This window comes from Rickettsia koreansis (assembly GCF_046532895.1).
Taxonomy (GTDB): domain Bacteria; phylum Pseudomonadota; class Alphaproteobacteria; order Rickettsiales; family Rickettsiaceae; genus Rickettsia; species Rickettsia rickettsii.
In genome coordinates, this window is sequence record NZ_WHLZ01000005.1 from 48,364 (window position 1) to 60,101 (window position 11,738).

Sequence of the window (11,738 nt, forward strand, 5' to 3'; positions counted from 1 at the left end):
AATGGGGCAGAAAGTTTGTGCACATGGTTTTAGAGTTGGACCGACTTTAATTAAAGGTTGGGATTCCGTATTATATGCAGAAAAACATTATAAAACTCTTTTTATACAAGATTTAAAAATTAGGGATTTAATAAATAAGGGGTTTAATCAAGCTCAAATTAGCAGAGTTTTAATTGAACGCCCTTCTAATAAAAGTATTATAATTAATATTAATGCCAAAAAACCAAATATCATTATCGGTAGAAACGGTAGTGAAATTGATAAGCTAAAAAAAGCTATCGAGAAAATGACTTCTTTAAAAGAAGTTTATATAAATATTCACGAAGTTAGAAAATTTAATATAGATGCTGCTATAGTAGCTCAAACTATAGCACTACAGCTTGAAAAAAGAGTTTCTTTTAGAAAAGCCATGAAAACAGCAATTCAGGCTTCATTTAAACAAGGTGGACAAGGTATCAGGGTTAGTTGTTCAGGACGACTTGGAGGTGCTGAAATTGCTAGAACCGAATGGTATATAGAAGGAAGAATGCCGTTACATACTTTAAGAGCTGATATTGATTATTCAACAGCTGAGGCTATAACTACTTATGGAGTTATAGGGGTTAAAGTGTGGATTTATAAAGGTGAATATACAGAAAATAAAAGATATAATTAATTTAAAGTATTAAAATGTTAGCTCCGAAAAAACAAAAATTTAGAAAAGCTCATAAGGGTAGGGTTGCTTCAAAAGCAAAAGCAGGTACGACGCTTGCTTTTGGATCATTTGGTCTAAAATCTATAGATGGTTGGCGTGTTACTGCAAGACAAATAGAAGCAGGAAGAAAAGCTGCTACTAGATGTATGAAAAGGCAAGGAAGATTATGGATTCGCATTTTTCCGGATGTTCCCGTTTCTAAAAAGCCTGCCGAAGTAAGAATGGGTAAAGGTAAAGGTTCTCCTGAATTTTTTGCAGTTAGAGTTTCGCCTGGAAGAATTATGTTTGAAATTGAAGGGGTAGAAGAAAATGTTGCACTTAGAGCTTTGGAGCTTGCAAGTGTAAAATTACCTGTTAGAACAAGGATAGTGAGACGTTATGAATGATTTAAAATTATTAAGAAGTAAGTTATCTACTGAAACAATAGAAGAGCTTTATATAAACCTTAATCTTTTAAAAAAAGAATTGTTTAATTTAAGATTTCAACAAGCTTTAGGTGATTTAAAAAATACTAGTAGGTTTTCGTTAGTCAAAAAGTCTATAGCACGTATTAAAACTGAATTAACAAAAAGAGCTAATAGTGAGGAATATTAAAATGCCGAAAAGAGTGTTACAAGGCGTGGTTATAAGTTCAAAAGCTGATAAGACGGTTACAGTAAAAGTAGAAAGAAAGTTTAAGCATCCTATTTATAAAAAATTTGTGAAAGTATCTAAAAAATATGCTGCTCATGATTCAGAAAATAAATATCAAGCAGGAGATAAAGTTAGTATAATTGAAAGTCGGCCTATCTCAAAAACCAAAACATGGGTAGTGGTAAATGGGGAATAAAGTTTTTTAATCTTTGACTTTATAAGGTAGATTGTTTATTTTATTTCTCGTGTATAAAAAATTGGAAGTAGTTTATGATTCAAATGCAGAGCATCTTGGAAGTTGCAGATAATTCCGGTGCTAAAAAAGTTATGTGTATTAAAGTTTTAGGTGGCTCTCACCATATGGTGGCAAAGCTGGGTGATGTTATAGTTGTATCTGTTAAAGACGCTATACCCGGTGGTAAGGTTAAAAAGGGTGATGTTTATAAAGGCGTGATTGTTCGTACAAAGACTGGAGTAGTAAGACCTGACGGTAGTACAATAAAATTTGATAAAAACGCATTAGTGCTTTTGAATAAACAAGATGAACCTATCGGTACTAGAGTTTTTGGTCCTGTTACAAGAGAACTTAGAGCGAAAAAATATGTTAGAATAATGTCGCTTGCAGAGGAAGTGTTATAAATGATTAAATTAAAAGTAAAAAAAGGTGATGAAGTTGTTGTTATTACCGGAAAGCACAAAGGAAAAAAAGGTAAAATATTAAAAGTTTTCCCGGAGGACAGTAAAGTAATTGTTTCTGGAGTCAATTTAGTAAAAAAGCATACTAAATCTAATCAAATGAGTGAAGGCGGGATAATAACTAAAGAATTACCTATACATATCTCAAATATTGCACACATCGATCCAAAAACCGGTAACCCTACCAAGGTAGCTTTTAAATTCTTAGAAGACGGTTCTAAGGTTAGAGTAGCAAAGAAATCAGGGGAAATTATTGGTAAGGAAGGTAAATAATGTTAAGATTTAAAAAATTATATCAGCAAAAAATTATTGAAAACTTACAAAAAAAATTTTCTTATAAAAATAAACACGAAATACCGCAAATTAAGAAAATTGTTATAAATATGGGAGTAGGGGAAGCAACAGCCGATTCCAAAGTAATTAATAATGCAGTAAATGATCTTACTTTGATTTCCGGTCAGAAGCCGGTTGTAACGTTAGCAAGAAAATCTATTGCAACTTTTAAGTTACGTGAAAATATGAAAATAGGTTGCAAGGTTACATTACGTAAAGATAGAATGTATGATTTTTTAGAGAGGTTAGTAATTGTTGCATTACCCCGTGTTAAGGAATTTCGCGGTTTTTCTTATAAAAGTTTTGATGGTAAAGGGAATTTTACTTTTGGATTAAAAGAGCAGATAGTTTTTCCTGAAATTAATTACGATAAAATCGATACAATAAGAGGTATGGATATTACAATCGTTACATCTGCTAAAACAGATCAAGAAAGTAAATTTTTGTTATCAGGGTTTAATTTACCTTTTTATAATTAATTTTTAGGATATATATAATGGCAAAAGTAAGTTCTATAAAAAAGAACGAAAGTAGGAAAAAAAAATCACAAAGTTTACATAATAAACGTTTAGCACTAAAAAGTAAAATTTATGATAAAAATATTTCATTAGAAGAGCGTTTTGCTTTGGTAATGTCACTTGCACAATTACCTAGAAATTCATCATCTACTAGAATAAGAAATAGATGTGAGCTTACAGGTAGACCAAGAGGTGTTACAAGAAAGTTTGGTATATCGAGGAATAAGCTGAGAGAATTAATAGGCAGAGGCTTAGTTCCCGGTGTAGTTAAGTCAAGTTGGTAAAAAGTCGATAGGTAAATCATATGTCAATGACGGATAATGTAGCAGATATGTTAACTAGAATTAGAAATGCTTATAAAAGCAAATTGATAAATGTTTCTTTCCCTAGTTCTAAAATTAAAACTTCAATTTTAGATGTTTTGCAAAAAGAAGGTTATATAAAAGATTATATAACTACTCAAAAAAATAACATTAGTTATACTGAGGTAGCTTTAAAATACTCTGTTAATGGCGATGCTTCTATATGCGAAATTCATAGAGTATCAAAGCCTGGAAAAAGAGTATATTCTGCTATTAAAGATTTGAAAGGATATTATAATAATATGGGTATATATATTCTTTCTACTCCTTATGGTGTTATGTCTGATAGAGAAGCTCATATTAAAAATGTCGGCGGCGAAGTAATTTGTAAAGTATTTTAAGGTAAAAAAATGTCACGTGTTGGAAAATTGCCAATTACTATACCTGAAGGTGTAAAAATTGATTTAAATGATTTAGAAGTAAAAATATCCGGACCTAAAGGCGAATTATCAAAAACTTTTAAAGGTAATATAGCAATTTCATTGGCAGAAAATAAGCTTTTAGTAAAACCTTTAGCCGCAAATAAAAATGCACGTGCTATGTGGGGTACTGCAAGAAGCATAATATCAAATATGGTTACCGGCGTTAAAGAAGGTTTTAAGCTTAAACTCGAAATTAACGGAGTCGGTTACAGGGCGATGGTAAAAGGTAAATATTTAAATTTAATGCTTGCTAAAAGCCATAATACAAAAATTGAAATACCTTCAGATATTAAAATAGAGATGTCTAAGCAAAACATTATTATTCTTGAGGGAACAGATAAAGAAAAATTAGGACAATTTGCTTCAATTATTATAAAACAGAGACCACCTGAGCCTTATAAAGGAAAAGGAATTAAATTTGAAAATCAATTTATACCGCGTAAAGAAGGTAAGAAAAATTAAATTTAAGAGTTAAATATGCATAGTGCTAAGCTAAAATTTGAAAAAAGAAGAAGTAGAATAAGACATAAAATATCTAAAACATCTAATAGAGTTAGATTATCAATATTTAAGTCAGGTAGACATATATATGCACAAATTATTGATGATTCTAAGTCTATAACGATTGCTGCTGCTTCAACTTTAGATGAGAAAATAAAAAAATTAAAAAAATCTCATTGTAATATTGAAAATGCTATCAAAGTAGGCGAAGAAATAGCAAAAAAAGCTGATTATGCAGGGATAAAAGACGTAGTGTTTGATAGAGGTGGATATAAGTATCACGGTGTTGTAAAAGCTCTAGCTGATGCAGCCAGAGAGAAAATAAAATTTTAGGTTATAAGGTTGTAGTAATGTCTAAAGTTAAAAAAAATGACGAGACTTTAAGTGAAGTTTTAGTTGATGTAAATAGAGTTACAAAAGTAGTAAAAGGTGGTAGAAGCTTTGCTTTTTCTGCTTATGTAGTGGTCGGTGATAAAGCCGGCAGAGTCGGAGCAGGACACGGAAAAGCTAAAGAAGTAAATGAAGCTCGAGGCAAGGCAAAACAAGCCGCTAAAAAGAGAATGATGAAAGTGCCGTTATATCAAAATAGGACTATTCACCATGACGTTGTCGGTAAAAGTGGAGCTGCTAAAGTGATTTTAAGAAGAGCTAAAGCAGGTACAGGCGTTATAGCTGGAGGATCTATGAGAGCAATCTTTGACTCTTTAGGCGTTCATGATATTGTTGCTAAATCAATAGGTTCAACGAATGTTTACGCAATGATTTCTGCAACATTTGATGCATTAAATAAACTTGCATCACCAAAATCTATTGCTATGAGAAGAGATAAAAAAGTAAATGAAATATCTGTAAAATCTGCTGACATTCAAGTTAATGAATAATGTTGCGTAAGTAAGGTGAAGTTATGAATAATAAGATCAATAATATAAAAATTACTCAAGTTCAAAGTGCTATAGGTCGTAAGTATGATCAAAGATTGATATTAGTTGGGCTTGGTTTAAACAAAATTAATAAGAGCGTTATTCTTGCAAATACTAATTCAATCAAAGGGATGGTTAAAAAAGTAAAGCATTTGTTAAAAATAGAAAATATGTAATTAGAGTTTTTAAATGAAATTAAATGAATTATATAATAATATAGGTGCTAAAAAAAATAAGAAAAGAATAGCACGCGGTATTGGTAGTGGTAAAGGAAAAACCGGCGGTAGAGGAATTAAAGGTCAAAAATCTAGATCCGGCGTTGCAATAAAAGGTTTTGAAGGTGGTCAAACACCTATGATCAAAAGACTACCTAAAAGAGGGTTTAATTGTATTTCAACTAAAAAATACAATATAATAAATATTTATAATATTGAAGAAGCATTAGCCGATGGGCGTTTAAGTGCTAATGATACTATTACGAAAGAAAAATTGGTAGAAGCCAGAGTAGTGAATAATAAAAATAATAAGAAATTAGTGAAATTATTATCTATTTGTAGTGATGATTTTGCTGCTCCTCTATCATTAAAATTAGATGCTTATTCTTCTAAAGCTAAGGATTTAATCGAAAAAGTAGGTGGAAAATTATTATAGTATATGGGGCAGAATTTTTCTAAAAAATCCGGTAATGATTTAGTTAGTCGTATTGTTTTTACTATTCTCATTCTTATAGTATGTAGATTTGGGGCTTTTATACCTATACCTGGTATAGATTCAATTGCTTTAAGTAGTGTGGCTGCAAAGAATCAATCCGGAATACTCGGAATGTTTAATATGCTATCCGGAGGATCGCTAGGTAGAATGTCCATTTTTGCTTTAGCAATTATGCCATATATTACCGCTTCAATTATTATCCAATTAATGTCAGTTGCATATAAACCTTTGGAAAATTTAAAAAAAGAAGGGGAAGTCGGCAAAAGAAAAGTAAATCAGCTATCGAGATATTTAACGGTTCTGTTGGCTTCTTTTCAGGCTTATGGAGTTGCTATAAGTTTAGAGTCGATTGTAACAAATACCGGTCCTGTAGTAATTTTAGCGGGTTTTTTCTTTAGAGTTACAACCGTAATTACTTTAGTTGTAGGCACGATGCTATTAATGTGGTTAGGAGAACAAATTACACAACGTGGAATAGGTAATGGTACGTCTTTAATCATATTTATAGGTATAATTTCGGGAGTACCTAGTGCTATTATTAGTATGTTTGAATTATCAAGAAAAGGAGCATTATCGCCTTTAATAGCGATAGCTGTTTGTATTGGAGTAGTTGTATTAATAGCTATAATTATATTTTTTGAAAAAGCCCAAAGAAAATTATTGGTGCAGTATCCTAAAAGACAAGTAGGAAATAAAATTTATGGAGGTGAAGCAACCCATATGCCTCTCAAGTTAAATACTTCTGGTGTAATACCTCCAATATTTGCTAGTTCAATTTTACTATTTCCTGCTACGCTTGCTAATTTTTCTAATAGTAATTCAGAAACTATGGGCATGCTTACTTATTACTTAGGGCATGGAAAACCTGTATATATTTTATTATATGTAGCATTAATTATGTTTTTTAGTTTTTTTTATACTGCAATAGTATTTAATTCTGAAGAAACTGCTAATAATTTAAGAAAATACGGCGCTTATATTCCAGGTAAAAGACCAGGAAAAAATACGTCTGATTATTTTGATTATATACTTACAAGGCTTACGGTTATAGGTGGGATATATTTAAGTGTAATATGTGTAATTCCGGAGCTATTAATGAATAAATATGTAATCTCTCTTTCTTTAGGAGGTACGAGTTTTTTAATTGTAGTGAACGTGGTACTTGATACTATGACTCAGATTCAAACTTACTTATTTAGTAGTAAGTATGAAGGTTTAATGAAGAAAGTAAAATTAAAAAATTCAAAATGAGCTTAAATAGTGATAGTAATTTTTTTAGGTCCTCCAGGAGCGGGAAAGGGCACACAAGGAAAAAAGATAGCTAAAAAAATTGATTTACCACATATAGCAATCGGTGATATATTTAGAACAATTATTAAAACATCAACTAGTGCAGCAGAGTTAATTAATAATTATGTGAAGCAAGGGGAGCTTATCCCTAATGAAATAGTGAATCAAGTAATCAAAAATTTTTTATTATCCTCTGAATATAAAAACTGCTACATATTAGATGGATATCCGCGTAATTTAGAGCAAGCAAAATTTTTTGAATCATTTATTAAAGAAAAAATTAAAATAATATATTTTGATGTTTCAGATGAATTATTAATTAAAAGAATTTTAGGAAGATATAGTTGTAAAAATTGCGGTAAAATATATAATAGTTACTTCTTGCAGCCTAAAACTGATAATGTATGTGATGTTTGCGGTTCAAGTACATTTGATTATAGAAAAGACGATAATGAAGAAGTAATAAAAAAAAGAATTGAAGTATATAAAACAGAAACATATCCGTTAATAGATTATTATAAAAATAGTGGTAATTTTTATATAGTTAATGGAAGTAAAAATGAACACGAAATAGAAATTGATATACAGAAAATACTAAAAATAAATTGACTTTATCAAAGATTTTTATATTATTTTTTAGTTACCAGTAAAATTTTGGAGATTATTTGTGGCAAGAATTGCAAGTGTTAATATTCCTGATAATAAACGTTTAGTTGTGAGTTTAACTTACATTTACGGTCTTGGGCCTACTATGGCAGCAGAGATTTGTAATAAAGCAAAAATATCGAAAGATAAAAAAGTGAAAGAACTGACAGATCAAGAGTTAATAAGCTTACGTAATATTATTGAAAGTGAGTATAAAGTTGAGGGTGATTTAAGACGAGAAGTTACGCTTAATATTAAGAAAAAGAAAGATATAAGATGTTATCAAGGACTTAGACATATACGTAAGTTGCCGGTGAGAGGACAGAATACGCATTCTAATGCTCGAACTAGAAAAGGTAAAGCTATTGCGATAGCCGGAAAGAAAAAAGCTGTAAAATAATAGTTTAAGTATAGAGTATAAATAATGAATCAGACGGTTAAAGTTAAGAAAAAGAAAAGAACTATCACTCTTGGTGTTGTGCATATCCGCGCATCATTTAATAATACTATAGTAACATTTACTGATATCCAAGGTAATACTATTTCTTCTGCATCGGCAGGAGGTAATGGGTTTAAAGGGGCAAGAAAAGCAACACCTTATGCAGCTCAAGTAACAATTGATAGAGCATCGGAAAAAGCAAAAGAATATGGTCTAAAAACTATTTCTATTAGGATTGGAGGACCGGGGGCTCAGCGTGAATCAGCAATGAGAGCTTTATTCGGACAAAATTTTGTGGTTACATCAATTTTAGATGTATCGTCAATTGCTCATAATGGAGTAAGACCGCCAAAAAGAAGAAGAGTATAAGAGAATCATAGGTATTAAATGTTATCGTTAAGTAAAAATTGGAATACTTTAATAAAGCCGAATAAAGTCGCGTATGAAAATTTTCCAGAAACCAATAATAAAGCTAAAATTGTAGTTGAACCTTTAGAAAGAGGTTTTGGTTTAACACTCGGTAATGCTATGAGAAGAGTATTACTTTCTTCTTTACAAGGAGCAGCTATCACTTCTATAAAGATCCCTGCTATAGAACATGAATTTTCTTCTATACCCGGTGTAAAAGAAGATGTATCGGAAGTGATTTTAAACATTAAAGGTATTGAAGTAAAAATGCATGTTGCAGAAAAACGTATCATGAAATTAAAAGCAACAGGACCTTGTGTTGTAACGGCCGGTATGATTGAAACAGGTCATGATGTAGAAATACTGAATCCGGATCATGTAATTTGTGATCTAGCTAAGGACAAGCAGCTTGAAATGGAATTAACTTGCAAGGTTGGTAAAGGATATGTACTTAGCACAAATAGTTATGAGGATAATTTACCTATTGGTGAAATAGCTATAGATGCTTTATTTAATCCGGTAAAGAGTGTTACTTATAAGGTAGAAAATACTAGGGTAGGTCAGGTTACCGATTATGATAAATTAATTATGTTTGTGGAAACTAACGGTGATGTATTACCTGAAATGGCTGTAGGTTTAGCTGCACGTATTTTACAGGAGCAATTACAATTATTTATTTCTTTTGAAGAACAGGAAGAAGATAAGCAAGTTAAAACTGATGCTTTACCATTTTCACCTTATTTACTTAAGAGAGTTGATGAATTGGAATTATCGGTTAGATCTGCAAATTGTTTGAAAAATGATAATATAATATATATAGGGGATCTAGTAAAAAGAACGGAATCCGATATGCTGAGAACTCCAAATTTCGGTAGAAAATCTTTAAATGAGATTAAAGAAATATTGGCAAAATTTAATTTAAGATTCGGTATGGATGTACCGGATTGGCCACCGGAAAATATTCAGGAATTATCTAAACGTTATGAAGATTCTTATAATTAAGGACTAAAAAATGCGACATAAAATTAAAGGTAGAAAGTTAAATGTAACAAGTAGTCATCGGCAAGCAATGCTTGCTAATATGGCTGTAGCACTTGTAACCCATGAACAAATTAAAACTACTTTACCAAAAGCTAAGGAATTAAGACCTTATATTGAAACTCTAATTACTAAAGCTAAAAAAGCTGATTTAACGGTAAGAAGAAGCGTTTTATCAAAAATAAAAGATAAAACAGCAGTAGAAAAGCTTATAAATATTTTAGGTACCAGATATAAAGATAGACCTGGCGGTTATACTAGAATAATAAAAGCCGGATTCCGTTATGGTGATTTAGCACCGATAGCATATATTGAATTTGTAGATAGAGATATTAATGCTAAAGGAAATATACAGCAAGATGCTAATGAAGAAATTAAAAATTAAAATATAAGGGACTCGGTAATGGCTAATTATTCTTCAGCAAAAAAAGCTGCTAGACAAACAGTAAAAAGAACTCTAATCAATAAAAAACGATCTAGTGCAATAAAAACTTTTATAAAGAAAGTTGTACATGAAATCAGTCTTGGTAATAAAGAAAATGCTAACATAGCTTTATCTGTTGCTCAGTCTAAGATAATGCAAGGTGTAAAAAAAAATATAATTAAATTAAATACCGCCTCAAGAAAAATCAGCAGATTATCAAGGCAAATAAAAAGTTTGAAAGTAAATAACACTCTATAGTAATTTAAAAGCAAAAACTAATAAAATTTTGCTAAATTATTTATATACTTTTTATGAATTATAAATGATGTTATTTTACTAATTAATAAAAAATATGGGCGATTAGCTCAGCTGGTAGAGTATCTCGTTTACACCGAGAGTGTCGGCGGTTCGAGTCCGTCATCGCCCACCAATCAAAAGTTTTTAGTATTTCAACGAAAATATCAAACAATGAAGGAAGTTTAAACTCAAGTTTTTCAGTTTTAAATGTTACAATAGTTAAACCTATCAAGAAAAACAGTATCTTTGTGAAATGGCATTTCTAACTAAGTATATATTAGTTAATAATTTAATGCCATTGCTAGAAAATTACAAAGTAATTGACGAAATAATCCAGTACAAAAATACTAAATTTGAGCATTTTTTAGTACGTGTAAATCAGGAAACACGTTCAGTGTCATAATAGACCTCTTCGGAAATTCTACTTCTAGAGGTAATTTGTACGTCGATCCTTACCACTCATCCTCACATACTAGTATGTACGCTTCGGTTCAAAGTGAAGTGTCTCTTTCAAATTCCTCTCTAAATCCTTATTTCTGAAGAAGTCTAATAAAGTTTACGTTAATTCGTTGACAAGAAGAAAACGAGAAGAGATTGATATAGCTAGGGTTAAATAAAAATGGTATGCTATTAATTTGTCATCCCGTGGTCAAGCCATGGGATCCAAAACTTTTTAAGGTTTTCTGGATACCGGGAACAAGTCCCGGTATGACAGTTTATATCTGTTTTATCTTGCTTTAGCCATAGTTACGTATTAACATTATAAATTACTTGGTTTATTGTTTTTGGAACCTGCGGTCAAGCGAACTAGGATGACATGGGCGGAATCGATCCGCGTAATAATGCTATATCGTGGTCAACAAGCCATGGTATGACACTGAATAAATTTCCTGATCCGTACGAGTTTTTAGAATCTTTCATATACAGCATAATTCATAAAGCTTGATACAAGCAAATTTTGTACTATCGCCTTTGCTCACATATTAATATACGCCTAGCTCGCTCGCCTTTAAATTTATCTTGTCGGAACCTTTCTGAATTCTACTGTAATTCTTTTCCACATTATTTATTACTTTTGCCGTTATTTTTACTAGATTTTCAAAAAAAATAGCAAAGTATAAATTGTACGAGGAAGTGGAAGTTAAAGCAGCTAATAAAGTAAAATGATAGTTGTTTAAATACAATGTAACCAAAAGCTATTAATCTATTTAAAGTTAAAAAATTATTTATTATTACAATTTTAACTTTTGCTTTAATTGTAATCAACTATTATTAACAAAAAATAAGAAATAACTTTTATGGAAGATATAAGGCTCTTGGAAAGAAAAGTTTGCAATTTGTGTTTATAGTAAAAAATTACTTGATAAACTCGAATATTTAAATACTAAAGTAGCAAATCCTATAGAT

The 11,738-nt window shown here is 30.7% G+C and carries 21 protein-coding genes and 1 tRNA gene; all 22 read left to right on the top strand.

Annotated features, from left to right (window positions below; genetic code table 11):
• Nucleotide 1 precedes the first annotated feature (1 nt).
• The 22 genes from rpsC to GCO76_RS07835 all read left to right on the top strand — a co-directional run bounded on the left by rpsC (nt 2) and on the right by GCO76_RS07835 (nt 10,464).
• Nucleotides 2–655, top strand: coding sequence for a 30S ribosomal protein S3 (rpsC, locus tag GCO76_RS07730; RefSeq protein WP_014014632.1), 654 nt, complete (start codon nt 2–4; stop codon nt 653–655).
• Nucleotides 656–669: 14 nt separating this feature from the next.
• A complete protein-coding gene (gene rplP / locus GCO76_RS07735; RefSeq protein ID WP_014014631.1) occupies nt 670–1,080 on the top strand; it encodes a 50S ribosomal protein L16 in 411 nt (136 codons plus the stop codon).
• Nucleotides 1,073–1,288: a 50S ribosomal protein L29 gene (rpmC, locus tag GCO76_RS07740; RefSeq protein ID WP_410956765.1), complete on the top strand. Its 216-nt coding sequence runs from the start codon at nt 1,073–1,075 to the stop codon at nt 1,286–1,288. The genes rplP and rpmC overlap by 8 nt, the downstream gene beginning before the upstream one ends.
• A gap of 1 nt (nt 1,289) precedes the next feature.
• The gene (rpsQ, locus tag GCO76_RS07745) at nt 1,290–1,523 is read left to right on the top strand and encodes a 30S ribosomal protein S17 (RefSeq protein WP_410956766.1); all 234 of its coding nucleotides are present in this window, start codon (nt 1,290–1,292) and stop codon (nt 1,521–1,523) included.
• A gap of 74 nt (nt 1,524–1,597) precedes the next feature.
• The gene (gene rplN / locus GCO76_RS07750; protein WP_014014630.1) at nt 1,598–1,966 is read left to right on the top strand and encodes a 50S ribosomal protein L14; all 369 of its coding nucleotides are present in this window, start codon (nt 1,598–1,600) and stop codon (nt 1,964–1,966) included.
• Entirely contained in the window at nt 1,967–2,296 is a 330-nt protein-coding gene (gene rplX, locus GCO76_RS07755; protein WP_014408917.1) for a 50S ribosomal protein L24, read from the top strand.
• Complete coding sequence (rplE, locus tag GCO76_RS07760; protein ID WP_410956767.1) at nt 2,296–2,835, top strand: 50S ribosomal protein L5; 540 nt, start codon at nt 2,296–2,298, stop codon at nt 2,833–2,835. Before rplX ends, rplE begins: the two co-directional genes overlap by 1 nt.
• Nucleotides 2,836–2,852: 17 nt before the next feature.
• A complete protein-coding gene (gene rpsN, locus GCO76_RS07765) occupies nt 2,853–3,158 on the top strand; it encodes a 30S ribosomal protein S14 (protein WP_014014628.1) in 306 nt (101 codons plus the stop codon).
• Between the two features lie 20 nt (nt 3,159–3,178).
• Complete coding sequence (rpsH, locus tag GCO76_RS07770; RefSeq protein ID WP_010977581.1) at nt 3,179–3,577, top strand: 30S ribosomal protein S8; 399 nt, start codon at nt 3,179–3,181, stop codon at nt 3,575–3,577.
• Between the two features lie 9 nt (nt 3,578–3,586).
• Nucleotides 3,587–4,120, top strand: a complete 534-nt coding sequence (gene rplF / locus GCO76_RS07775; protein WP_410956768.1) for a 50S ribosomal protein L6 — start codon at nt 3,587–3,589, stop codon at nt 4,118–4,120.
• A 15-nt stretch (nt 4,121–4,135) separates the two neighbouring features.
• Nucleotides 4,136–4,492 (top strand): 50S ribosomal protein L18, encoded by a 357-nt coding sequence (rplR, locus tag GCO76_RS07780; RefSeq protein WP_410956769.1) that lies wholly within the window; start codon nt 4,136–4,138, stop codon nt 4,490–4,492.
• Between the two features lie 17 nt (nt 4,493–4,509).
• Entirely contained in the window at nt 4,510–5,040 is a 531-nt protein-coding gene (rpsE, locus tag GCO76_RS07785; RefSeq protein ID WP_014014625.1) for a 30S ribosomal protein S5, read from the top strand.
• 23 nt (nt 5,041–5,063) lie between these two features.
• Nucleotides 5,064–5,255 carry a 50S ribosomal protein L30 gene (gene rpmD, locus GCO76_RS07790; protein ID WP_014014624.1) on the top strand — a complete coding sequence of 64 codons (192 nt, stop codon included), beginning with the start codon at nt 5,064–5,066 and terminating at the stop codon, nt 5,253–5,255.
• 13 nt (nt 5,256–5,268) lie between these two features.
• Nucleotides 5,269–5,730 (top strand): 50S ribosomal protein L15, encoded by a 462-nt coding sequence (gene rplO, locus GCO76_RS07795; protein ID WP_014014623.1) that lies wholly within the window; start codon nt 5,269–5,271, stop codon nt 5,728–5,730.
• Between the two features lie 3 nt (nt 5,731–5,733).
• Nucleotides 5,734–7,041 (top strand): preprotein translocase subunit SecY, encoded by a 1,308-nt coding sequence (secY, locus tag GCO76_RS07800; protein ID WP_410956770.1) that lies wholly within the window; start codon nt 5,734–5,736, stop codon nt 7,039–7,041.
• Between the two features lie 9 nt (nt 7,042–7,050).
• Nucleotides 7,051–7,689: an adenylate kinase gene (locus GCO76_RS07805; protein ID WP_410956771.1), complete on the top strand. Its 639-nt coding sequence runs from the start codon at nt 7,051–7,053 to the stop codon at nt 7,687–7,689.
• A 58-nt stretch (nt 7,690–7,747) separates the two neighbouring features.
• Nucleotides 7,748–8,125, top strand: coding sequence for a 30S ribosomal protein S13 (gene rpsM, locus GCO76_RS07810; protein WP_008580923.1), 378 nt, complete (start codon nt 7,748–7,750; stop codon nt 8,123–8,125).
• Nucleotides 8,126–8,149: 24 nt separating this feature from the next.
• The gene (gene rpsK / locus GCO76_RS07815) at nt 8,150–8,533 is read left to right on the top strand and encodes a 30S ribosomal protein S11 (protein ID WP_410956772.1); all 384 of its coding nucleotides are present in this window, start codon (nt 8,150–8,152) and stop codon (nt 8,531–8,533) included.
• A gap of 18 nt (nt 8,534–8,551) precedes the next feature.
• On the top strand, nt 8,552–9,574 hold the full coding sequence (locus GCO76_RS07820) for a DNA-directed RNA polymerase subunit alpha (protein ID WP_014273682.1): 1,023 nt from the start codon (nt 8,552–8,554) through the stop codon (nt 9,572–9,574).
• Between the two features lie 10 nt (nt 9,575–9,584).
• Nucleotides 9,585–9,995 carry a 50S ribosomal protein L17 gene (gene rplQ, locus GCO76_RS07825; RefSeq protein ID WP_103897619.1) on the top strand — a complete coding sequence of 137 codons (411 nt, stop codon included), beginning with the start codon at nt 9,585–9,587 and terminating at the stop codon, nt 9,993–9,995.
• A gap of 18 nt (nt 9,996–10,013) precedes the next feature.
• The gene (rpsT, locus tag GCO76_RS07830) at nt 10,014–10,292 is read left to right on the top strand and encodes a 30S ribosomal protein S20 (RefSeq protein WP_410956773.1); all 279 of its coding nucleotides are present in this window, start codon (nt 10,014–10,016) and stop codon (nt 10,290–10,292) included.
• Nucleotides 10,293–10,388: 96 nt separating this feature from the next.
• Nucleotides 10,389–10,464 (top strand) — tRNA-Val (locus GCO76_RS07835).
• Nucleotides 10,465–11,738: the final 1,274 nt, after the last annotated feature.

Excerpts from the sequence above, each read along its gene's own strand:
- rpsC (WP_014014632.1), top strand. The coding sequence starts at position 2 with ATGGGGCAGAAAGTTTGTGCACATGGTTTTAGAGTTGGACCGACTTTA.
- rplP (WP_014014631.1), top strand. The coding sequence starts at position 670 with ATGTTAGCTCCGAAAAAACAAAAATTTAGAAAAGCTCATAAGGGTAGG.
- rpmC (WP_410956765.1), top strand. The coding sequence starts at position 1,073 with ATGAATGATTTAAAATTATTAAGAAGTAAGTTATCTACTGAAACAATA.
- rpsQ (WP_410956766.1), top strand. The coding sequence starts at position 1,290 with ATGCCGAAAAGAGTGTTACAAGGCGTGGTTATAAGTTCAAAAGCTGAT.
- rplN (WP_014014630.1), top strand. The coding sequence starts at position 1,598 with ATGATTCAAATGCAGAGCATCTTGGAAGTTGCAGATAATTCCGGTGCT.
- rplX (WP_014408917.1), top strand. The coding sequence starts at position 1,967 with ATGATTAAATTAAAAGTAAAAAAAGGTGATGAAGTTGTTGTTATTACC.
- rplE (WP_410956767.1), top strand. The coding sequence starts at position 2,296 with ATGTTAAGATTTAAAAAATTATATCAGCAAAAAATTATTGAAAACTTA.
- rpsN (WP_014014628.1), top strand. The coding sequence starts at position 2,853 with ATGGCAAAAGTAAGTTCTATAAAAAAGAACGAAAGTAGGAAAAAAAAA.
- rpsH (WP_010977581.1), top strand. The coding sequence starts at position 3,179 with ATGTCAATGACGGATAATGTAGCAGATATGTTAACTAGAATTAGAAAT.
- rplF (WP_410956768.1), top strand. The coding sequence starts at position 3,587 with ATGTCACGTGTTGGAAAATTGCCAATTACTATACCTGAAGGTGTAAAA.
- rplR (WP_410956769.1), top strand. The coding sequence starts at position 4,136 with ATGCATAGTGCTAAGCTAAAATTTGAAAAAAGAAGAAGTAGAATAAGA.
- rpsE (WP_014014625.1), top strand. The coding sequence starts at position 4,510 with ATGTCTAAAGTTAAAAAAAATGACGAGACTTTAAGTGAAGTTTTAGTT.
- rpmD (WP_014014624.1), top strand. The coding sequence starts at position 5,064 with ATGAATAATAAGATCAATAATATAAAAATTACTCAAGTTCAAAGTGCT.
- rplO (WP_014014623.1), top strand. The coding sequence starts at position 5,269 with ATGAAATTAAATGAATTATATAATAATATAGGTGCTAAAAAAAATAAG.
- secY (WP_410956770.1), top strand. The coding sequence starts at position 5,734 with ATGGGGCAGAATTTTTCTAAAAAATCCGGTAATGATTTAGTTAGTCGT.
- rpsK (WP_410956772.1), top strand. The coding sequence starts at position 8,150 with ATGAATCAGACGGTTAAAGTTAAGAAAAAGAAAAGAACTATCACTCTT.
- GCO76_RS07820 (WP_014273682.1), top strand. The coding sequence starts at position 8,552 with ATGTTATCGTTAAGTAAAAATTGGAATACTTTAATAAAGCCGAATAAA.
- rplQ (WP_103897619.1), top strand. The coding sequence starts at position 9,585 with ATGCGACATAAAATTAAAGGTAGAAAGTTAAATGTAACAAGTAGTCAT.
- rpsT (WP_410956773.1), top strand. The coding sequence starts at position 10,014 with ATGGCTAATTATTCTTCAGCAAAAAAAGCTGCTAGACAAACAGTAAAA.